Source organism: Brevibacillus sp. HB1.2 (assembly GCF_013332495.1).
GTDB lineage: Bacteria > Bacillota > Bacilli > Brevibacillales > Brevibacillaceae > Brevibacillus > Brevibacillus porteri.
This window is the reverse complement of the sequence record NZ_JABMIU010000002.1, coordinates 406,290-427,138: the sequence shown is the minus strand read 5'-3', so window position 1 is coordinate 427,138 and position 20,849 is coordinate 406,290. Positions and strand designations below refer to the sequence as shown.

At 47.9% G+C, this 20,849-nt stretch carries 23 protein-coding genes; 16 read left to right on the top strand and 7 right to left on the bottom strand.

Going from position 1 to position 20,849, the window contains the following annotated elements; all coding sequences use genetic code 11:
- Nucleotides 1-59: 59 nt before the first annotated feature.
- Together HPY28_RS06935 and HPY28_RS06930 are read left to right on the top strand one after the other, a co-directional pair.
- The gene (locus HPY28_RS06935) at nt 60-1,223 is read left to right on the top strand and encodes an aminotransferase class I/II-fold pyridoxal phosphate-dependent enzyme (protein WP_173622211.1); all 1,164 of its coding nucleotides are present in this window, start codon (nt 60-62) and stop codon (nt 1,221-1,223) included.
- Entirely contained in the window at nt 1,220-2,407 is a 1,188-nt protein-coding gene (locus tag HPY28_RS06930) for a trans-sulfuration enzyme family protein (protein ID WP_017249593.1), read from the top strand. Before HPY28_RS06935 ends, HPY28_RS06930 begins: the two co-directional genes overlap by 4 nt.
- 24 nt (nt 2,408-2,431) lie before the next feature.
- Here HPY28_RS06930 and HPY28_RS06925 read toward each other — a convergent pair whose 3' ends face one another.
- On the bottom strand, nt 2,432-3,034 hold the full coding sequence (locus tag HPY28_RS06925; protein ID WP_026043165.1) for a YhcN/YlaJ family sporulation lipoprotein: 603 nt from the start codon (nt 3,032-3,034) through the stop codon (nt 2,432-2,434).
- A 202-nt stretch (nt 3,035-3,236) separates the two neighbouring features.
- Here HPY28_RS06925 and HPY28_RS06920 point away from each other — a divergent pair, with 202 nt between their 5' ends.
- Nucleotides 3,237-4,571, top strand: coding sequence for a PhoH family protein (locus HPY28_RS06920; RefSeq protein WP_069849661.1), 1,335 nt, complete (start codon nt 3,237-3,239; stop codon nt 4,569-4,571).
- Nucleotides 4,572-4,906: 335 nt separating this feature from the next.
- Here HPY28_RS06920 and HPY28_RS06915 read toward each other — a convergent pair whose 3' ends face one another.
- On the bottom strand, nt 4,907-5,383 hold the full coding sequence (locus tag HPY28_RS06915) for a DinB family protein (protein WP_017249590.1): 477 nt from the start codon (nt 5,381-5,383) through the stop codon (nt 4,907-4,909).
- Between the two features lie 137 nt (nt 5,384-5,520).
- Here HPY28_RS06915 and HPY28_RS06910 point away from each other — a divergent pair, with 137 nt between their 5' ends.
- Complete coding sequence (locus tag HPY28_RS06910) at nt 5,521-5,967, top strand: hypothetical protein (protein WP_174230363.1); 447 nt, start codon at nt 5,521-5,523, stop codon at nt 5,965-5,967.
- A gap of 82 nt (nt 5,968-6,049) precedes the next feature.
- The gene (locus HPY28_RS06905) at nt 6,050-6,589 is read left to right on the top strand and encodes a hypothetical protein (protein WP_174230281.1); all 540 of its coding nucleotides are present in this window, start codon (nt 6,050-6,052) and stop codon (nt 6,587-6,589) included.
- Nucleotides 6,590-6,642: 53 nt separating this feature from the next.
- On the opposite strand, the gene HPY28_RS06900 is transcribed toward HPY28_RS06905, so the two are convergent.
- Nucleotides 6,643-7,143: a hypothetical protein gene (locus HPY28_RS06900; protein ID WP_173622207.1), complete on the bottom strand. Its 501-nt coding sequence runs from the start codon at nt 7,141-7,143 to the stop codon at nt 6,643-6,645.
- A gap of 63 nt (nt 7,144-7,206) precedes the next feature.
- Between HPY28_RS06900 and HPY28_RS06895 the strand changes: the two genes are divergently transcribed.
- Together HPY28_RS06895 and HPY28_RS06890 are read left to right on the top strand one after the other, a co-directional pair.
- Entirely contained in the window at nt 7,207-7,854 is a 648-nt protein-coding gene (locus tag HPY28_RS06895; protein WP_017249586.1) for an MBL fold metallo-hydrolase, read from the top strand.
- A gap of 94 nt (nt 7,855-7,948) precedes the next feature.
- A complete protein-coding gene (locus HPY28_RS06890; protein ID WP_174224374.1) occupies nt 7,949-9,205 on the top strand; it encodes a CapA family protein in 1,257 nt (418 codons plus the stop codon).
- 13 nt (nt 9,206-9,218) lie between these two features.
- Here the strand turns inward: HPY28_RS06890 and HPY28_RS06885 are convergent, their stop codons facing one another.
- Nucleotides 9,219-10,292, bottom strand: a complete 1,074-nt coding sequence (locus HPY28_RS06885; RefSeq protein WP_017249584.1) for a hypothetical protein — start codon at nt 10,290-10,292, stop codon at nt 9,219-9,221.
- A 93-nt stretch (nt 10,293-10,385) separates the two neighbouring features.
- On the opposite strand from HPY28_RS06885, the gene HPY28_RS06880 reads away from it, so the two are divergent.
- Complete coding sequence (locus HPY28_RS06880) at nt 10,386-11,483, top strand: class I SAM-dependent methyltransferase (RefSeq protein WP_174230280.1); 1,098 nt, start codon at nt 10,386-10,388, stop codon at nt 11,481-11,483.
- A 49-nt stretch (nt 11,484-11,532) separates the two neighbouring features.
- Here HPY28_RS06880 and HPY28_RS06875 read toward each other — a convergent pair whose 3' ends face one another.
- Together HPY28_RS06875 and HPY28_RS06870 are read right to left on the bottom strand one after the other, a co-directional pair.
- Nucleotides 11,533-11,799, bottom strand: a complete 267-nt coding sequence (locus tag HPY28_RS06875; RefSeq protein WP_017249582.1) for a DUF2626 domain-containing protein — start codon at nt 11,797-11,799, stop codon at nt 11,533-11,535.
- A gap of 137 nt (nt 11,800-11,936) precedes the next feature.
- Nucleotides 11,937-12,635, bottom strand: a complete 699-nt coding sequence (locus HPY28_RS06870) for a helix-turn-helix transcriptional regulator (protein WP_173622203.1) — start codon at nt 12,633-12,635, stop codon at nt 11,937-11,939.
- 280 nt (nt 12,636-12,915) lie between these two features.
- On the opposite strand from HPY28_RS06870, the gene HPY28_RS06865 reads away from it, so the two are divergent.
- From HPY28_RS06865 to HPY28_RS06855, 3 genes are all read left to right on the top strand, one after another.
- Entirely contained in the window at nt 12,916-13,293 is a 378-nt protein-coding gene (locus tag HPY28_RS06865; RefSeq protein ID WP_016740704.1) for a Spx/MgsR family RNA polymerase-binding regulatory protein, read from the top strand.
- A gap of 87 nt (nt 13,294-13,380) precedes the next feature.
- Nucleotides 13,381-14,148 carry an enoyl-CoA hydratase/isomerase family protein gene (locus tag HPY28_RS06860; RefSeq protein ID WP_017249580.1) on the top strand — a complete coding sequence of 256 codons (768 nt, stop codon included), beginning with the start codon at nt 13,381-13,383 and terminating at the stop codon, nt 14,146-14,148.
- A 134-nt stretch (nt 14,149-14,282) separates the two neighbouring features.
- Nucleotides 14,283-14,924, top strand: coding sequence for an RsfA family transcriptional regulator (locus tag HPY28_RS06855; protein WP_173622201.1), 642 nt, complete (start codon nt 14,283-14,285; stop codon nt 14,922-14,924).
- Nucleotides 14,925-15,016: 92 nt separating this feature from the next.
- On the opposite strand, the gene HPY28_RS06850 is transcribed toward HPY28_RS06855, so the two are convergent.
- Nucleotides 15,017-15,484 carry an N-acetyltransferase gene (locus HPY28_RS06850; protein WP_007723302.1) on the bottom strand — a complete coding sequence of 156 codons (468 nt, stop codon included), beginning with the start codon at nt 15,482-15,484 and terminating at the stop codon, nt 15,017-15,019.
- Between the two features lie 275 nt (nt 15,485-15,759).
- Here HPY28_RS06850 and HPY28_RS06845 point away from each other — a divergent pair, with 275 nt between their 5' ends.
- The 5 genes from HPY28_RS06845 to HPY28_RS06825 are packed head-to-tail and all read left to right on the top strand — an operon-like array spanning nt 15,760 to nt 20,684.
- Nucleotides 15,760-17,115, top strand: a complete 1,356-nt coding sequence (locus HPY28_RS06845; protein WP_174230279.1) for an acetyl-CoA carboxylase biotin carboxylase subunit — start codon at nt 15,760-15,762, stop codon at nt 17,113-17,115.
- 36 nt (nt 17,116-17,151) lie between these two features.
- Complete coding sequence (locus HPY28_RS06840) at nt 17,152-17,364, top strand: biotin/lipoyl-containing protein (RefSeq protein WP_015892116.1); 213 nt, start codon at nt 17,152-17,154, stop codon at nt 17,362-17,364.
- Between the two features lie 52 nt (nt 17,365-17,416).
- Entirely contained in the window at nt 17,417-18,316 is a 900-nt protein-coding gene (locus tag HPY28_RS06835; protein WP_174230278.1) for a hydroxymethylglutaryl-CoA lyase, read from the top strand.
- 38 nt (nt 18,317-18,354) lie between these two features.
- Entirely contained in the window at nt 18,355-19,128 is a 774-nt protein-coding gene (locus HPY28_RS06830; RefSeq protein ID WP_017249576.1) for an enoyl-CoA hydratase-related protein, read from the top strand.
- A gap of 17 nt (nt 19,129-19,145) precedes the next feature.
- On the top strand, nt 19,146-20,684 hold the full coding sequence (locus HPY28_RS06825) for an acyl-CoA carboxylase subunit beta (RefSeq protein WP_017249575.1): 1,539 nt from the start codon (nt 19,146-19,148) through the stop codon (nt 20,682-20,684).
- Nucleotides 20,685-20,849: the final 165 nt, after the last annotated feature.

Sequence of the window (20,849 nt, the reverse complement as noted above, 5' to 3'; positions counted from 1 at the left end):
TCAGAGGAAAGAGGGCTTTTTTGATGCCCTCGTACACTATTGGAGGGAGAGAAACAGACATGAATTTGGAAACGAAATTGATTCAGGCGGGAGTAGGCAGAGATGAAAAAACAGGGGCGGTGAGCTTTCCTGTTTACTATGCAACGGCTTATCGCCATCCGGCCTTGGGCCAGAGCACTGGATACGATTATACACGCACAGCTAATCCTACTCGCACTATTTTGGAGGAGACCATCGCTGAAGCGGAATCAGGAGATGCAGGTTTCGCTTGTGCCTCAGGAATGGCTGCTGTTCATACCGTCATGGGCTTGTTTTCCCAAGGGGATCATCTGATCGTTTCACTCGATCTGTACGGGGGAACCTATCGATTGTTCGAGCAAGTGCTCTCTCGCTATGGTCTGACGTTTTCGTATGTGGATTTGCGTGACATTGGTGCACTCAAAAATGCGATTCGCCCTGAGACAAAGGCGATCTTCGTCGAGACACCAACCAATCCGCTCATGCAGATTACCGATATTCGAGCAGTAACGCAATTGGCGAAACAGCATGGTCTCCTTACGATTGTAGACAACACATTCTTAACCCCGTATTGTCAACGCCCACTGGAGCTTGGTGCAGATATCGTTCTACATAGTGCAACCAAGTATTTGGCAGGACATAACGATGTACTGGCTGGACTCATCGTAACAAAAGGGGGAGAGTTGTCGGAAAAAATCCGGTTTTTGCACAATTCAATCGGTGCTGTACTTGGACCACAAGATTGCTGGCTTCTCGTGCGCGGGATGAAAACATTGGCATTGCGGATGGATCGTCATCAATCCAATGCCTTGATTGTAGCGAAAAAGCTGCGTGAGCATCCGGCAGTGGCGGAGGTATTTTATCCAGGTCTGCCAGAGCATCCGGGGCATGAGATACAGGTGCAACAAGCAACTGGGCATAGTGGGATGGTATCGTTCCGCGTACACGATGCAGAGCAGGTGGGATTGTTCCTGCAAAATCTGCAAATCGTGTCCTTTGCGGAAAGTCTGGGTGGTGTCGAGTCATTGTGTACGTATCCGGCAACGCAGACTCACGCCGATATCCCGCAAGAAGTCAGAGAGCATGTCGGTGTTTGTGATCGATTGTTGCGACTGTCGGTTGGCATCGAGCATCCAGATGATGTCGTAGCCGATTTGTTTCAGGCATTGAATGCTAGTTTGGTCGTAGGGGGGAGTGTACGATGAATTTTGCAACCAAGATCCTCCACGGTTCGACTTGCATTGACCCGTTCACAGGTGCGTCGTCGGTTCCGATTTATCAAGCTTCGACGTTTCATCAGGCTGATATCGATCAGCCAGGTACATTCGATTATGCCAGGTCAGGGAATCCGACCAGGCAGGCTTTGGAGGAAGCTATTGCGTCTCTGGAGGGAGGCGCACGCGGTTTCGCGTTCTCATCTGGCATGGCTGCCATTTCCAGCGTGTTTATGCTGTTTTCAGCTGGAGACCATGTTGTAGTGGCGGAAGATGTATACGGTGGCACGTTTCGGTTTTTGACCAAGGTATTATCGAGAATGGGCATCTCCGTTACGTTCGTGGATGCAACAAATACAGATTCCGTTCGTGCGGCCATTACATCGGCAACGAAAGGGGTTTACCTGGAGACCCCCTCCAATCCCACCTTAAAGGTGACAGATATTGCAGCGGTTTCTCGTATCGCAAAGGAGCACGGCTTGCTCGTCATTGTCGATAATACGTTCCTTACCCCGTATTACCAGCGGCCATTGGAACTTGGCGCAGATGTGGTCATTCATAGTGCAACGAAGTTTATTGGAGGGCATAGCGACGTCGTGGCTGGCCTGGCCGTTACCAGGGAGGCTGCGTTAGGGGAGCAGCTCTACTTTATCCAGAATGGCATGGGAGCGATTTTGGGTGTGCAGGACTGCTGGCTGGTGATGCGTGGACTCAAAACATTGAAAGCCCGACTAGATGTCAGCACGAAAACAGCCGCGAGCTTGGCCGACTGGTTGTCATCGCATCCACAAATAAGCCGCGTTTACTATACAGGGCTGGAGGATCATCCTGGTCATCTGATTCAAACACAACAAGCGACTGGTCATGGGGCTGTTCTTTCTTTTGATGTAGGGAGTCGGGAGCGAGCAAAAGCATTGTTTAATCGTGTAAAATTGCCGATTGTGGCTGTCAGCCTCGGGGCAGTGGAAACGATTCTCTCGTACCCAGCTACGATGTCACATGCAGCGATGCCTGCTGAGGAAAGAGCTGCAAGGGGAATCACAGATGGCTTGATCAGGTTGTCAGCTGGCTTAGAGGATTTCGATGACTTGGTAGCAGATTTGAAGCAAGCTTTGGATCATTTGCCATCTGAAGCACCAGTCCATAAAGAAAAAGAGGTATTCTCCCGGGCTTAAATCCGGGGGATACCTCTTTTTCTTTTAAGGGGTTCCTGTACGATTTGCGTTGATTTTGTTTTGTCCTTGCGGCTCTTTGTGCATGCGTTTTTCTTTTACTTGAGAAGGTGTTTCATCGCGAGGCTGCACACTGCGCGGCAGTTGGGGAATGATCCGACCTACGATATCCGCCAACTCTTCCGTAATACCGGCAACAGGATGGCCGCGACGAATATCATCTCTCATTTCCCGTAACCGCTGTACGACGGCAGGGTCTGCGGTTACGACAGCGTTCGCTCCTTGAGGGTCTTCTTTCAGTGCTTCCGCAACCGTATACTTAATGACGCCGACTTCTGGGCGATCCAAATTCGGGTCTACAGTAATACCGACTACAGCATATTTACCCAAGACCACAGCAGTCGCGCTGTGTACCCTTTTCACACGTGTTGCCAGTTGGGCCAGACGATCAGCGGTGGCTTGAGAAGATTGATTATAAGCAGGCTCAGGAGCTGTTTGCTGAACGCGTTGCGTATGAGTGGCATGCTTCGGCTGTGCAGCCTGATTGGCTGGTGGATTTTTGCCCGACATGCATGCTGTAAGCAACAAGCTAAAACCGAGGCAGCAGATCATGATCCGTTTCACAGGCATTCTCCCTTTCCCAGTATTGCCTTCCTTCTTGAGGAGGGCAGGGTTACAAGTATTTTGTTCTGGGCTGCCGATTTTCATTCTGCCAATGGGTCGTCTATCTCTGTCTACCTGAACATAGACTGTAGTACATCACGTCGCCGCACTTGAGCATCCCTCCAAAAATTGCATAGGGTATATAAGAAGGGTAATAGGAGGCGAGATTTTGAAGAAAATCTACGTACTGGACACCAACGTACTCCTGCAAGATCCAAGGGCGATGTTTTCTTTCGCTGACAACGAAATAGTCATACCAGCTGTCGTATTAGAAGAAATCGATTCCAAAAAGCGGTACATGGATGAAATTGGCCGCAATGCTCGGTACGTATCTCGGCTCTTTGACAGTTTTCGTGAGCTGGGGCAATTGCACACTGGTATTACCCTAGAAACAGGCGGGTTGTTTCGGGTGGAACTGAATCATTCCTCTTTCCACCGCCTTCAGAAACAATTCACAGAAATGAGTAATGACAACCGCATTTTGGCGGTCGCACTAAACTTACAGGAGGAGGAAAACGGAAAACCACAGCCAAGACCGGTCATTTTGGTAAGTAAGGATGCTCTCATGAGAGTCAAGGCTGATGCATTGAATATTTCCGCAGAGGATTTTCTTTCGGATCGAGTTGTGGGGGAGTTCTCCAGTATTTACCCGGGGTATCAGAAGATGATGGTAGCGTCCGATATCATCAAGAACTACTACGCGACAAGAAAGCTGCAGTTGGCCTCCTGTTTTCCACGCTATCGCTTTTACCCTCATCAATTTTTAGTGCTGAAGGACGAATGCAACCCATCTATTTCAGCGATTGGAAAGGTCGACCCGGACGGAAAAACGTTAGAAATGCTTGTGTCAGATGATGATCCGATTTGGGGCATCCGAGCCCGTAACGTACAGCAACGGATGGCAACCGAATTGCTGCTACGAGATGATATTCCTTTAGTAACCATGACCGGTAAGGCCGGTACAGGAAAAACTTTGCTGGCATTAGCAGCGGGCCTGCTGCAAATCGAGGACCAGCAAAAATACAAAAAACTGTTAGTGGCAAGACCTATCGTTCCGCTTGGAAAAGACATCGGTTATTTGCCCGGCGAAAAAGAAGAAAAGCTTCGACCGTGGATGCAACCGATTTATGATAATTTGGAATATTTGTTTAACACAAAGCGCCCAGGTGATCTGGATAAAATTTTGGCAGGCATGGGTAGTTTGCAGGTGGAAGCTTTGACGTATATTCGTGGGCGCTCCATCCCCGAACAATTTATTATCATTGATGAAGCGCAAAACTTGACAAAGCATGAAGTGAAGACGATCCTGACGAGGGTAGGGGACGGCTCGAAAATTGTACTAATGGGTGATCCTGAGCAGATTGATCATCCATACTTGGATGAGAGCAACAACGGTTTAACCTACGTGGTAGAAGTATTTAAAGACCAAAAGCTGGCTGGACATATCCAGTTGGAAAAAGGCGAACGGAGTGTGCTTGCACAGCTGGCCGCAGATTTATTGTAAAGAGGATGTATGAAAAACAGCGAGGAGGTCATACTATTTTTGTCGAGCCCGATGATTCATGTAAGTAAACGGCGAAATGCCTTGCAGGAGGCGAAGATCCGTGGATAATCATGATCAAGCAATCGACGAAAGTCGTATGGAGATTAACCGATTCCTTTAGCTACTTTTCTCTACGATGGAGGTTGAAGAGCCAAAGAGAATAACCGGTAGAACCCCATAAGCAATTCGGGCTCGACAAGGACCGCTCCTCATTGGAGCGGTTTTCATTTTTTGCAGATTCGGAGGCAAAAAGAAAAACGCGGATAATAAATTCCCGCGTTTTTGTCCGATTTTCCTTATTTAGCAGCTGTGATCGCATTTCGCAATGACGAAATACATCCGATGTGCATCCCTTCATGGAAAAGAGTGAAGACCATCATTTCCCCATAAGTATGCATAGTACCTTTGTCTCCTAGCTGAAACGGTTTTGGCAATGGATCATTCAATCGGGAATGCAATTCTTCTTTAATACGCACATGTTGTTCTTTTAGCTCTGCAGCTAAGGTCTCGAGGGAAGGTCCTTCTTTTTGCCAATCAGCAGGCTTGGTTCCTGGAGCAAACATGGCTGCGTAATACGGAGGACATTTCATTCCTTCTGATCCGAAGAGCAAGTAATCTTGTGTCAGGAGAATATGACCAAGATTCCAGCGAATGTTGTTTTTAAAGCCATCTGGAACCACGTCTGCTTCTTCCTCGGTTATTTCCGTCAATCTCGCCAAAAACATTCCGCGAATCAAGTCGTACTGATTCCATACAAAAGAAAAGTCCTGCATAGCAATCCCTGCCCTTCCTCATATTTACATGCACCAACATGTTACCGTATAAACAGAAAAGGGGAAATATACAAACTGTAAAAAATTTGCAAGTTGTCCCTCCATCTCCATACATATGTACAAAGGGGGGAAGCATGATGGTTACGTTGGATTCATCTATTTCTTTTTTGATTTATATAACAGCGGTGTCCAGCGCGGCAGCAGGTGTCACGGAAGCTTTTAAATCAGTCGTTCCCTTTTTGGCGACGGACTATGAGGCGAAAGAAAATTGCTGGGAAGATCAGTATCACGCTGCTAGACTGATGCACTACAAGCGCTTTTTCAATCTGCTTATTTCCGTATTGGCTGCTGGTGTCATTTTTGGCATGCTTGGTCTGGATCCAGCTCTCATTTTAACTGGTGCTGAATCCGCTTATGTAAAAAATTCGTGGCAGTTAGGAACCTGGATGTGGGGAATTGTAGCGGTGTTTGGTTCGCCTTTTTTCGCATCACTCCTCAAAATACTAGAGAGCTTCAAACAATCGGTGGACAGCAATCTGCCGCCTAATCGACCGCGCCGCAAAGTCAGCGGAACACGAGAATAAGCTCGTCTCCCTATGGTTGCCCGATGCTTGCCAGATAAGCTAAGATAACCAAAAGAGTGGTAGCAAAGGTGGGCACAGGTGAATGATGTGGAAATGTTTGCGAATGACTGCAGTTTGGGTATTAACAGTTGTTGTCTTGGCGGCGTGTTCGGCCCAGTCGGAACCAACTGCTACATTTGACTCTGAAAATCAAAAGGAATACGGAGTCAACGGCATGTATCTCGGGCAGAACATAAAAGAAGCGATGGATATTTTGAAGCCGACAAAAGCTGATTTTATGGATATGGTGACAAGGCAAAGCTACACGGTAGAGCAGATGTCGCAGGGTGCGGGAGATGCTGTGATGGGGATGCTGCTGGTTGATCAGACCCAGATGATGATCAAAGTCCACAAAGGTGAATTGACATCAATCATGCTGGGAGGAGTTCCGCGTGAGGACGGGCAAAAATTCAAAACATACCGAGGACTCACCATGTTTGACAGTGCTGAACAGCTAGAGAAGCTGTACGGAAAAAGTAAAGGCGAACAAGAAGTGGTATATGAGGGCAGTAAATACACCGCCAATTTTGGTCTTGTGGACAATCAAGTAGCGTGGTTCCGATTTGATCGTAAATCATCGTAAAAAGGAGAAGGGAGTTCGCTTATGAGGAACTCCCTTTTTTGCGTGTAAAGGATTCATTTAGTCGGATGGTGCCAAACGAGCTTCACTTGATAAGCCTTCGCGATTCCCTCTGCCAGTGGAATCAAGCTTTGATCGATCAGGTAGGCTTCGGGTTGTTGTGTATTTTCGGGTATTACGCCTAAAATGTGCTCACGGAGTTGCTCCGTAGCAGCCCACTGATCTTCTGAATGGGATGGAGCCCCGAGCGTTACGATGGCAACTTGATCTGCATATACATACAAATGTTCATTTTGGGAGACAAAACCGATATCATCGAGTTGATCGATTGTGGTTGCTGACGGGAGCAGCAATAGGGAAAAGGCATCGCCTAACATGTTGGACTTCTCCAAAATGGTTTCCAGCTTCTCCAGTTCGGCTTGATTCTCTAAAATAAAAAGCAGTTTGTCCCGATCAAAGACATTGACATGATCTCCGATTTTATGTATGACTTGAGCATAGAAGCCAGGGAGCTTCCCGGCTGGTACATTCAGTTCAATTCCGTACATATGGCGCATGTCATACCCCCATGTTTGCAAGCGTGTTTTTTCTATCGTATCAAAAAATCAAGGAGGTTTCCTATGACGAATCAAAATCTTGCCATTGAATCCTATGCGTTGGGAGCATTTCAAACCAATGCGTATGTGGTGACAAACACCGATACCAATCAAACCATTGTGATTGACCCTGGTATGGAGCCAGATCAGTTGCTTCGTGCTCTCGCAAATAAAAACGTCGTTGCCATCCTTTTGACGCATGCCCACTTGGATCATATTGGTGGTCTCAACCAAGTAAGAGAATTGACAAAAGCACCGGTTTACATTCATCCACTGGAGCAGGAATGGCTCACAAATCCTGATCTCAACGGATCTCGACGCTGGAATCTGCCTGAACTCATCGTATGTGAGCGGGCCGAGCACGAACTGGAGGATGGTCAGACTCTGGAACTGGCAGGTTTTCACATTCAGGTGCTGCATACGCCAGGGCATTCACCAGGCAGCTGTTCATTTGTCATTGGCCAGCACTGCTTCGGTGGCGACGTTCTGTTTAACCAAAGCATCGGGCGTACGGATCTCTTCGGAGGAGATTACGAAACGCTGATGATCAGTATCCAAGACAAGCTGTTTGAGCTTGATGATGAAACCATTGTGTATCCAGGGCATGGACCGAAGACGACGATCGACTACGAGAAAACGTACAATCCGTTTGTCACAGGCATGCTCCGTTAAGTCACTTCATCATTCTTTATAAAATATGGGAGAGGATTTTGTCAGGTGGTGGAGAAAAGGAAGGGGTCACCATTTACTAAAGGAGCTATTCATTATGAAGCGAACATGGAAATGGGCATTCATTCTCGTTATCGCCTGCACGAGTCTGGTTGGGTGTGCAGCACCCATCGCCCAAGCAGATAAGACCAACCAAGCTCCCAACGTGAAAGCGCCTGATCCCGCAACACCACCGCAGACAGCGCCCAATCATCAGGAGACACAACCTCCGACTTTGCCATCAAGATTTCCGGAACAGCGTATCTCCCTTCTTGCTGTTGGGGATATCATGATGCATCAGGAGCAGTTGGATGCCGTCTGGGACCCAGCGACGAAAAGCTATGATTTTCAACGATTCTTCCCGAATGTCATCCCGATGTTCCGTGAGGCAGACTGGGTTATCGGCAATCTTGAGACAACGATGAGCGGTAGCAAGGCCAAATACTCAGGCTATCCGATGTTTAATTCTCCTGAGTCGCTGGCACATTCGTTGAAGGAATTTGGATTTACTGCGGTATCGACAGCGAATAACCATTCGATGGACCGCAAAGAACAAGGGGTTCTGCAAACCATCAAATATCTCGATGAAGCCGGTCTTCCGCACACGGGAACGTTTGCCAGTCCAGAGGATCGAGATGAGCCCTTGTTGTTGACCAAGGACGGATTCACGCTAGCCTTGCTATCGTATACGTACGGAACGAATGGAATCGCGATTCCAGAAGGCAAGCCGTATCTGGTCAATCTGATTTCGCCTGCGCTGATGAAAAAAGATATCGCACGGGCAAGAGAAAAAGGAGCCGATCTGGTTGCAGTGGCGCTTCATTTCGGAAATGAGTATCAACGCATGCCTAGTCCTGAACAAATCAACACCGCCGAGCAAGCTCTAACATTTGGAGCGGATTTGATTTTGGGGGCGCATCCACATGTGGTACAACCTTATGAATGGAAGACGGTTACCCTCGAAGATGGACGTCAACACAAAGGACTGATCGCCTATTCGTTGGGCAATTTCATCTCTGCGCAGCGTTGGGACTACAAGGATGTTGGCGCAATCCTGAAGCTTGTGCTGTACAAGAATGAGTCAGGAGAGGCCAGCATCGAAAGTGCTGAAATGATTCCGACCTACGTTCATTTTTATCGGAAAAATAATAAGCGCAACTATGTCATTTACCCGGTGTCAGAAACATTGGAGAAGCTGAAGCAGGGGCAGAAATACCCTACGCTGACGAAAGAAGCGATCCAGTACATGACACAATTGCAGAAGGAAATGCCGGTTCATGTCAATAAGGTTGTCTCCAAGAAAAAAGCCAGCTAACAAATAGCTGGCTTTACTTCTTTCCAAATCCAAATGGAAGATTGAATTGTAGCTGGAGTTTTAATTCTTCGTCCATCAGCGTGATGCCTTGCACTTGGATGTTGGGGGAGATCAGCTCCGGATAAAATCCGAGATCGTACGCTTCCTCCATTTCCTCCACGGTCGATTGAGGCAAGGCAAAGCCGTCAAAGTACAGCTCGGTAATGTGGAATTTGAGATGGGTAGGTGAGACGAGCTCATAGTTACCAACGAGCTTTAGCTCCATCTGATCATACGTGCCTTCCACGGTCAGCTTGTTATCCTCAAAGGCGAAATGGGATTGTTTAAACAAGGCGTCTTTCTCTATCAGAAAATTGTTGAAGTCAGTCTGATTGATGGTTAGTGTATGCTTGAGGAGACCTTCCGACTGAATTCGATCCGGCGTCGCCAACTCGGGAACTTGAACCATCACCTGCGCGAGCATTCCGAAGAAGGTCTGGAATGCGGGCAAACCACGTTTTTCCCAGTCTAAAATCAAGTGATTCATCATGGATTCCACAACTGTCGGGTTATCCAGCTTTTGTACGTTTTTTTCTTTTTCAGCGGCAACAGCGAGCATTTCTGCTAATTGAAGCTCGTATTTTTTTCGCAGCGTTTGAAGTTGGTCCAATCGATTCTTTTTGTCGGTTTGCATCGCAGTGAGCTTGGTGCGCTCAGTATGATAGGACTCTAGTCGAGACATGTCACGCTCGTACAAGATCTCGTAGAAGTCGTACATCAATAAGAACTGATTGAAATTTTCCGCATTTAATAGTAACGTCAGAAGATTAGTACGCTCGCCCATGTAATAGGCCCGCGCTACCTCACCGGCCCGGCGTTGTGTCGCTTCCATCACCAGCTTTTGTCGTTGCAAATCGAGATCCATTTGAGCGATTTCCCCGTATGTCCGCGTCTCTTCTTCCTTGAGTAAGGTGAGGGTTCGCTCCAGCTCTTTTTGTGTAAAATGCTGCTGCAGGATGAGCTGCTCCAAAGGAGTAGAGGGCTCTTCCTGTGCGAATACCGTCAGTGGACATACAAGTAGGAACAAGACGAGAAGAAATTTGCGCATGATTTCACCTTTTGCTTTTGCCTTTCCATATTGTATGCTTCTTTTCGTATTATAGCCTTATCTAGTTGAATTTGGATAGCAGGAGAAGAGCTTATGACGATGATCGAACTGATTCGCGAGGAAATAGCAAGCCAACCAGGGAAAGCGATTACGTTCGCGCGCTTTATGGAGTTGGCCCTCTATCATGACACGTATGGATATTATATGGTCGAACAACCCAAAGTAGGCAAAGCGGGAGATTTTTATACGAGTGCATCGGTGCATCCTGTCTTTGCGGAAACAATCGCAGATGCAATCTTGGCATTGTGGGAGAAGTCGGATATTACTTCGCCTGTGCTCGTTGAGATCGGTGGTGGCACCGGGGCTGTTTGCCGACACATGCTGGAGCACATCCGTGAGAGCAAGCCAGAGGTATACAAAGAGCTGACGATCATTTTGATAGAGGCGAGTCCTTATCACCGAAAAATGCAGCAGGAGGCGCTCCAGTGGCACGAGGGTCCAAAGCGCTGGTATTCTTCTGTGAATGAAGCTGCCAAGCATGAAAAAATAGAAGGGGTTATTTTCTCGAATGAATGGCTGGACGCATTTCCAGTACATATTGTGGAGAAAACCAGATCCGGCTGGCAGGAAGTATGGGTGCGTGTTGGCGAGGATGGATTGGAAGAGTGTCTGGGGGATATGACACCAGCGCTTGAGGAATATTTGCGCGAGCTAAACTTGAAGCTGCCAATCGGCATGCGGATCGAGATAAATATGGCGATGGAGCAAGCCGCACAAGAAGTTTCCAGCCTATTGAAAAAAGGGTTCGTCATCACGATTGATTACGGTGATCTGCAAGAAGAGCTTTACCATCCTAGTCGAAAAAACGGAACATTGATGTGCTACCATCGTCATCAGGCTCATGCGAATCCGTATATCAACATAGGCGAACAAGACTTGACGACACATGTGAATTTTTCTGCGTGGCAAGAGTATGGAGAAAAGGCTGGTTTACGGGAAATAGACTATATGAGACAGGATCGGTTTTTGATGCAGAATGGCTTGCTTCATAAAGCGGTCGCGCATATGGATACAGACCCTTTCACAAGCGTTGCGATGAAACGGAATCGGGCGATCCAGCAGTTGATTGATCCTGCTGGCTTAGGTGGGCGTTTTTGGGTCATGGTCCAAGAGAAAGGCACCTGGGAGTAAAAGAAGAGGAAAACATAAAAAAAGATGCTCATGGCGAGCATCTTTTTTCTTACATGATCAATTGTAGAAAAGCGTGTTCTTGTGGTCCTACAGGCATCACGAAGAACGTGTAATACGTGAATCCAACAAAAGACAGGAACATGAAGCCGAAGAAAATGTTTAGGTATACTCGTTCAGTCAGATTCATGTAGCTCAACGCTACGAAGAATGCAGTCAAACTGAAGAAGATGAGCGCCATCGGGTACAACTCTGCCCAAAACGCCATCAACGCGATCACGATGGTCCAGAAACCAAGAACGCGATACATACGATCCATTTTTGTCCCCCCTTTTTGCCTCGATCGGTAAGATTTACAAGATTCCTCCCCCATTATATAGGACAGGTGAACACGTGTAAACGATAAAGGTATGACGGATTGTTGTCACCCGGGGAGGAAAGACTGGACTTGCGGTGCTAATACTGAATCAGCGTATAGTTGCAGGATTGGCATCCGCGAATTTTGGAATCATCCTCACGTAATTCAATGTTCCCCAAGTACGTTTCGAATATTCCCATCAACAGAGCGTTGTGCATCTGGCATACGGCATTCGGGTATTTTTTTGCGCTGTCAGAGAAGGTGCAATTATTTACGCGAAAACGTAGCTTTCCTTCATCCATTGCTTCGATGTCTGGTTTCAATCCCTGAGCCACGACAATCCGATGGATCAGGTCCAATTTTTCTTCCATAGAGGCGATTTCTAAATTGATTCCGCTTTGGACAACCGCCCGTTTTGCCATCTCAGTTCCAATGCGATGTCCCATTTTAATTAGAGCGGCTTCGCCAGCTTCGCCGAGCGAGAGCAGGCTTTCAATCGCGATATCGGCTAACAGCTGATAGTCACGAGGAGGGAATTGCAGACTCACAACCTGTTCAGACAGTGAGTACAACCGACTGGGACGTCCTCCCTTACCACTTTTGTCTGTAACAGCAGTGAGTAAATTCACGTCCTCCAACTTCGTCAAGTGCAAGCGTGCCACATTAGGGTGGATAGAGAAGTGATCAGCTATATCCTGAACCGTGATGGAATCTTTACTGTAGGCGACAAATTGGTAAATGGAAAAACGGGTGGGGTCAGCTAAAGCACTGGTTAACTTTTGCGCATCGTGGTCCATGCCGATACCCCTTTCTCAAAACAATCTCCATAAGTGTATCCCATTTTGTGTTACTTGTTAAGGTAGCAGTGTGCTACAACAGCATTTCGCATAAATTTTCGTCTAGTTTTTAGATTAACTACTATTGACATAGTGTTAATCAAGCATTAAAATCCAAAGTAAGGAAGGAAATTTTATTGGCTAACTTTTTGTAAGAGCTTGAACCAAACATCACGAACAGCAAATCGTAAGACTTTTATAGATGAAATCATACGTGATAGATGAGATGGAGGGGTAACCAATGGCCGTTGCTGAACGTACACAAACACAAAAATTAACGTTTTTCACTTATCCTAGCTGCACATCCTGTCGCAAAGCGAAGGCATGGCTGGCAGAAAACGGAGTGAATTACGAAGAGCGTCACTTGTTCAAAAATCCACCGACAGCAGAAGAACTGCTTGATATTATTAAAATGACTTCAAATGGCTTGGATGAAATCTTGTCGACGAGAAGTCAGCGTTTTAAAAACCTGGATGTCGATATTAATGATATGTCAGTGAAGGAATTGCTCGAAATGCTTAGTGAAGAGCCTCAGCTTTTGAAGCGTCCGATCCTGACTGACGGTGAAAACCTGATCGTCGGATTCAATTCTTCCGCCATGAAAAATCTGTTGTCCTAATAAAGAGGGGGTAAAGACCTCCTCTTTTTTGTTTGTCCATCGAAAGGTAAAATAAAGCCACAAGCTGATAAAAAGGTGGGAGTTCTTATGGAGACCTTGCTTTTGCAAAAACAGGACGGTATCGCCACAATCACATTAAATCGACCGCATGTACATAATGCCATTAGCGTGGAGCTGGTTGATGAACTGCATCAGGTCTTGCGAGACTGCCAAGCCGATCCAGAGGTAAAGGTTCTGATTGTGACGGGGACAGGCAGAAGCTTTGTTTCCGGAGGCGATTTGAATCAGTTTATTGCAGCGCGCGGCTATGAACAGGCGCATCCTTTGCTCAGTAAAGTGACGGGGCTTTTGTCCGCCATTGATCAGAATTCCAAACCGGTGATTGCCATGATTAACGGTGCAGCGGTCGGAGGTGGCTGTGAGTTTGCGGGCGCGTGTCATTTTCGTTTTGCCAGTGACCGGGCGACCTTCGGGTTTGTACAAATCAGCATGCATATTACGACAGGCTGGGGTGGAGGAAGTCGGCTGTTGGACTTGTTGCCAGAGTCAAAAGCACTCGCTCTCCTGTTGACTGGTGACAGATTGCGTGCAGAGGAAGCTAAGTCCTACGGTTTTGTTGACGAGGTATACACGGAAGAGAAGCTACATGAGGAAGTATATCGTTTCGCTCGAAAAATCGCTGCCCAGCCGCTAGCCGGCATTGAGGCGTACATGAAGATTTTGCAGTGGAAGCGTATGGGCATTCCGCAAGAAGAACGAATCCGGCGCGAAGTGAGTCAATGTGCGCATCTTTGGGGTAGCCCTGAACACGTCGCCGTAGTGGAAAGCTTCCTGACTAAGCGCCCAACGTCCTGATCGATGTAGTCCATTTCGTTTAAACATTTATTTGCTTGGACATACTTTTTCTAGTAGAAAGCGATTCTACAAGAGTAGGGAAAAGCATAGGATGAATTACATCATCCTTTTTAAAGGTAACGGGAGGGACTCATATGGTAGCTTCCAGACAAGACGCATGGACCGAAGATGACGATCTAGTGCTGGCGGAAGTCACCTTGCGCCACATACGCGAAGGCGGCACACAGCTTGCTGCATTTGAAGAAGTGGGTCAAAGGTTAGGAAGGACAGCAGCTGCGTGCGGCTTCCGCTGGAACAGTTGCGTGCGCAAACGGTACGATGCGGCTATTTCGATTGCGAAAAGCCAAAGACAGCAGCTGAAAAAGCTCGGGAGGATTCAAGTACCGCCCCCTGTGGTGGCTGAGGTCGAGGTCGTCGCGTTGCACACAAAACGATCTGAAACACCAGTAACAGAGGTACAAAAGTACGCGGATGTAGAGGAGCAGCAGATTGAAGCAGTCATTCGCATGCTCGTCAATCAAAAAGAAATGACTCGTCGTTTGCGACAATTGGAACAAGAGTTGGAAGGAAAAGAGTTGGAGTTAAAAGAATTGAAAGAAGCCCACGAACGCGCTAGAAAAGAACTGGATCAGGTTCAGGGGGTCAATGATGACTACCGTGCGTTGGTACAGATCATGGAACGTGCACGCAAGCTTGCTTTTTTACAGGAAGAGGATTCCAACAAAGCGATCTTCAAAATGGATGAAAACGGAAATTTGGAGCGCGTAGAAAAATAAGCGTAGAAATTAGGGATGAAAAAAGAAGCGGGCATTGATCCGCTTCTTTTTGTTTACGCATTCATTTTTCATTCATGTTGGGAAAGGAAGAGCTAGTCTTGCAGCTCTACGCTCTCTGGCAACCATACGTACGGGTTTTCACCACGATCACGCATGAGGTTGTATTTCACAGGCGTGAAGCCCATTTTCAACCAAAAATCGTCTGCGCGACAGCGTGAGTTGGTTTTAATAGGAGCTCCAAAGCTCTTCGCGTGGTTGACCAAAGCAGTTCCGTAGTCTTTGTGACGGTAGTCAGGCAGGACTTCGAGCTTCCACAGCTCATAATAGTCTTGCGCAGGTTGGAAGTAACGGTCGTATTTCCCGTCAATTTTGTAGAGGCTCATACGTGCTACCATAAGATCGTTGTCATAAATACCGTAAAATGGAGATTCCGAATCGTTTTCCACGATGTTCGCCTCCAGGTCTTCCTTCATAGAAAGCTCCTCCAGGCCAAATTCGCGAAACTTCTGGAATTCCTCCAGTGTCTTATAGTTGATTTGCAAACGTCTTACTTCAAACATGGTTAGCCACTCCTCTCACAGCTCTTTGCCTTGGCCACCTTTTGGCCCCGCCCCTTTATTATACACGATGATGGGCTTTTCCGAAGTGTTTTTCTTTTATTATTGGAGGGATTGTCAGGAAATGATTTCGCTTCCTTGGAAAAATTTAAAATTTCATCCTAGAACTATGATCATTCTCGTGGCAAAATAGAAATAGCATCACATGATACAAACCAGGCAAACAATTTGGAAGCGCTTACGGTTGTAGTCGGTTTGTCAAAGAGGGGAGCGTTGCCATGCGTAAGGTATTAATCGCAAACCGTGGTGAGATTGCCAGACGAATTATCCGTACATGCAAGGCAAGAGGAGTGGCTACGGTTGCTGTCTATTCGGATGCAGACAAGGATCTGCCGTTTGTTCGTGAAGCAGATGAGTCAGTCCATATTGGTCCACCGCCTGTGCCACACAGCTACCTGAACGTAGAAGCCATTCTTGGAGCAGCGAAAAGCACCGGTGCCGATGCCATTCATCCGGGATACGGTCTTTTGTCAGAAAACCAAGCTTTTGCCCGCCGTGTTCTGGAGGAAGGTCTTCTTTTCATTGGTCCAACCCCGGAGGTCATCGGTCAAATGGGTGACAAGCTGACTGCACGTCATATGATGGAGACTGCGGGAGTACCAGTCGTTCCAGGGTGCGAACAGGCTATCGATTCACCAGATGAAGCAGCTGTCATCGCGATGTCCATCGGATATCCTGTGATGCTAAAGGCCAGTGCTGGTGGCGGAGGAATCGGGATGCACATTTGTCGAGACGAGGCTGAGCTGCGTCAAGCTTACCAATCGGCGAAAGGTCGTGCAAAAGCGTATTTTGGTAACGATGCGATGTACATGGAGAAGTACGTGGAACGCCCGCGCCACATCGAAGTGCAGGTCGTTGCCGATCAGCATGGAAACGTCATCCACTTATTAGAACGGGAATGCTCCATACAGCGCAGACATCAAAAGGTACTCGAAGAAAGCCCGTCGCCCTTTTTGGACATAGCAACGAGAGAGCTTCTGTGCGATGCAGCGGTTACAGCGGCGAAAGCAGTGGGCTATTCGGGTGTTGGAACAGTTGAATTTATCGTAGATGAACAGAAAAACTTTTACTTCTTGGAAATGAATACACGCTTGCAAGTGGAGCATCCCGTGACGGAAGAAATGACGGGTATTGACCTCGTATCGCTCCAACTGGACATTGCCGATGGTCACCCGTTGTCGATCGAGCAAGAGGACGTCAAGGCTCTGCGGCACGCGATTGAGCTACGTGTCTATGCGGAAGACCCTGTCACCTTCCTTCCATCGCCAGGGACGATTACGTTATACCAGCCACCTGCATTTGAACATGTACGAATTGATGATGGGGTAGAGACAGGTACACAGGTGACTCCTTTTTACGACCCGATGATTGCAAAGGTCATTGTATCTGGGGCGACAAGACAAGAGGCTGTGCAACAGGCGCAGAAGGCTATGGATCATTTTCTGATTACTGGCATTAAAACGAACATTCCGTTTTTGCAAGAAGTATTACAGGACGACCAATTCCGAGCAGGTAACTATACGACATGGTTTGTTACTGAGCGTGGAGCGGCGTCAAGCAAGGAAAAACGCTAAGCTAATAAAAATGATAGGTAAGGGAGAGGACTATCCATGAAACAAGTAGCAGCCAATATGGCAGGAACTGTTATTAATGTCCTGGTTCAGCCAGGTGACGAGATCAATGAAGGACAAGACGTCCTTGTATTGGAATCGATGAAAATGGAAGTTCCTGTACAGGCTCAAGCCTCAGGCAAGGTTGTGGAAGTAAAAGCGAACATTGGCGATTTTGTCAACGATGGCGATATCATTGTCGTTTTGGAATAGGATTAGAATGCTTCTAAACTGAGCGACCGCTAGGCGAGGAGGTGGGCTTATAGTGCGTGTGCAAATCGTGGAGGTCGGCCCTCGTGACGGGCTGCAAAATGAGAGCGCGATCGTTCCGGCGGCAGCCAAAATCACGCTGATTCATAAGCTGATGGAAGCAGGCTTGAAGCGGATCGAAGCAAGTTCGTTTGTGAATCCAAAATGGATACCGCAATTGGCGGATGCAGATGAGGTCTTGCAGGGAATCAATCGCAGCCAAGAGGTAACGCTTAGTGCATTGGTTCCAAATATTCGCGGTCTGGAGCGGGCGCGCCAATGTGGACTGACAGAGATTGCCCTGTTCATGTCTGCCTCTGAAACGCATAATCAAAAAAACATCAATAAACGGATAGAAGACACGTTTCCGATCCTGCGGGAGGTTGCCCAGGAAGCGCTGGCTCTCGGGATGAAAGTTCGCGGATATATCTCAACGGTGTTCGGTTGCCCGTACGAGGGAAATGTTCCGCTGGACAATAGCCGCAGGGTGACACAGGCTCTCTTGGAAATGGGAGTGTACGAGATTTCTCTTGGGGATACGATAGGGGTTGCAACACCGAAGCAGGTTCATGAGGTTTTTGGAGAACTTGTGAAAGATGTTACGAACGAGCGCTTAGCCGCCCATTTCCACGATACGAGAGGAACTGGATTGGCGAACGTAGCAGCAGCGTTAGCGGAAGGAATCCGGATCTTTGACAGCTCAATCGGCGGCCTCGGCGGATGCCCGTATGCCCCAGGAGCTGCCGGCAACATTTCGACTGAAGATTTGGTATACATGCTGCATGGAATGGACTATGAAACGGGCGTCGATCTCGAGAAGTTGATTGAGGCTGGTGCGTATATTGGGCAGCAATTGGACAAAGAGCTCCCCTCAAAAGTGCTGCGGGCATCGCTCGCAAGCAAACCAGCTGGATGATCTGTATGTTCTACACATTCGCAAAGAGGGGATAGAATATGACGGTTTCCCTGCAAAGAGAGGGCGCAATCGGCGTACTAACGCTGCAACGGCCAGAAGTTTTTAACTGCCTCAATCTTGAAACGCTCGTGACATTGCGCGGCTTGATCAGTGAAATCAGCCATGATCGTGACATCCGAACGGTCATTGTGACAGGTGCTGGCGACAAGGCGTTTTGCTCTGGTGCGGATTTAAGAGAGCGGCGCTCCATGTCACCACAACAGGTCGATGTCTATATCCAAACGATTCGAGATACCTTCACAGAGCTGGAAAAGCTACCGAAGCCAGTCATCGCGGCGATTAACGGGCTGGCGCTGGGGGGCGGTACAGAATTGGCGTTGGCGTGCGATCTGCGGATCATGAGTGAGCATGCCCAGATGGGTTTAACGGAGACATCGCTCGGGATCATCCCGGGTGCTGGCGGAACACAGCGTTTGCCTCGGCTGGTCGGAAAAGGCGTCGCCAAGGAACTGATTTTTACGGCAAGGCGAGTATATCCGGAGGAGGCACTGTCCATTGGTTTGATCAATCGGATTGTTCCCGCTGATCAACTTATGGCGACAGCGATTGCTGTGGCTGAGCAAATTTCAGCGAATGCTCCACTTGCCCTAGCCCAAGCCAAGTTTGCTATCGATTGTGGAGTGGAAGTCGAGCTAGCTAGCGGACTTCAGATTGAGAGCAATGCGTATAAGCTGCTCGTCCCGACGAAAGACCGCCTAGAAGGACTCGCAGCCTTTCAAGAAAAACGAAAACCGATATACCGCGGAGAGTGACGAGGGGGATTACGCTGATGACCAAACATTTGGAAGACACATTGCACGAAAAAATCGCCCAAGTAGTGCAAGGGGGCGATGCCAAGTATCATGACAAGCTCAAGGAGCAAAACAAGCTGTTCGTCCGTGATCGTCTCAAGCTATTGTTCGATGACGAGTTCATGGTCGAGGATGGGCTGTTCGCGAATGTCATGGCAGGCGATCTGCCGGCGGATGGAGTTGTGACCGCAATCGGCAAGGTAAATGGTCAAACTGTCTGCGTGATGGCTAATGATTCGACAGTGAAAGCCGGGTCTTGGGGATCGCGGACCGTCGAAAAAATTATTCGCATTCAAGAGACCGCTGAAAAAATGCGTGTTCCTCTTCTCTATCTAGTGGACTCAGCAGGAGCGCGTATCACTGACCAATTGGAGATGTTCCCAGGCCGACGGGGTGCTGGGCGAATTTTTTACAACCAAGTGAAGCTTTCCGGCAAAATTCCACAAGTGTGCATTTTGTTTGGACCTTCTGCTGCTGGTGGCGCTTATATCCCAGCTTTTTGTGACATAGTTATTATGGTCGACAAAAACGCGAGCATGTACTTGGGCTCTCCGCGTATGGCGGAAATGGTGATTGGAGAAAAAGTGAGCTTGGAAGAGTTGGGCGGCGCACGGATGCATTGCTCCGTCAGCGGATGCGGCGACGTACTGGCTGCCAATGAAGAAGAAGCGATTCAAGCAGCGCGCAGCTATCTCCGTTTCTTCCCGGCGAACTATACGTTGACGCCACCGACTGTACTGGCGAAGGCCCCTGTGTCTACAGCGAAGGAAATCACGAGCATCGTGCCGGAGAACCAAAATGCAGCTTTCAATATGCATGATGTCATTACAGCATTGGTCGACGAGGATTCGTTCTTTGAAATCAAAAAATTATTTGCCCAAGAGCTGATTACCGGATTGGCACGTTTGGATGGAAAGCCTGTCGGTATCATTGCCAACCAGCCGCGTGTGAAGGGAGGAGTCTTGTTTGTAGATTCGGCTGACAAGGCGGCTCGATTCATCACGTTGTGCGATGCGTTTTCGATCCCACTCCTGTTCTTGGCGGATGTTCCTGGCTTTATGATCGGGACAGCAGTAGAGCGGGCAGGCATTATCAGACACGGGGCCAAAATGATCTCCGCCATGGCGGAAGCCACCGTACCGAAAATCTCCGTCATTGTACGCAAAGCGTATGGTGCTGGCTTGTATGCAATGGCCAGCTCTGCATTTGAGCCAGATGCTTGCCTCGCACTCCCTGGTGCCCAAATCGCCGTAATGGGTCCAGAAGCAGCGGTCAATGCCGTCTACAGTAACAAAATTCAGGCGATTGAGGACCCGGCAGAGCGTCAAGCGTTTATTCAGGAAAAACGCAGAGAGTATCAGGAGGACATCGATCTGTACTTACTGGCATCCAACTTGATTGTAGATGCTGTTGTACCTCCAAGCGACCTGAGACGAGAATTAATCCAGCGCTACGAGGTTTACAAGGAAAAGCGTCACGTTTTTTCGGACAGAAAGCATGCAGTTTATCCCGTATAATTCAGGGTTCAGGCTGTCGTCAAAAGGCGATGGCCTGATTTTTTTTACAGAAAATGTGTGACAACCTAGGAATATTTCGATAATTTCGATCTTTTTTTGTGTCAATCAATTGAACAATCCCGAAAACTCTGTTATTCTTGAAAAATAAGCATTGATTAATGTGGG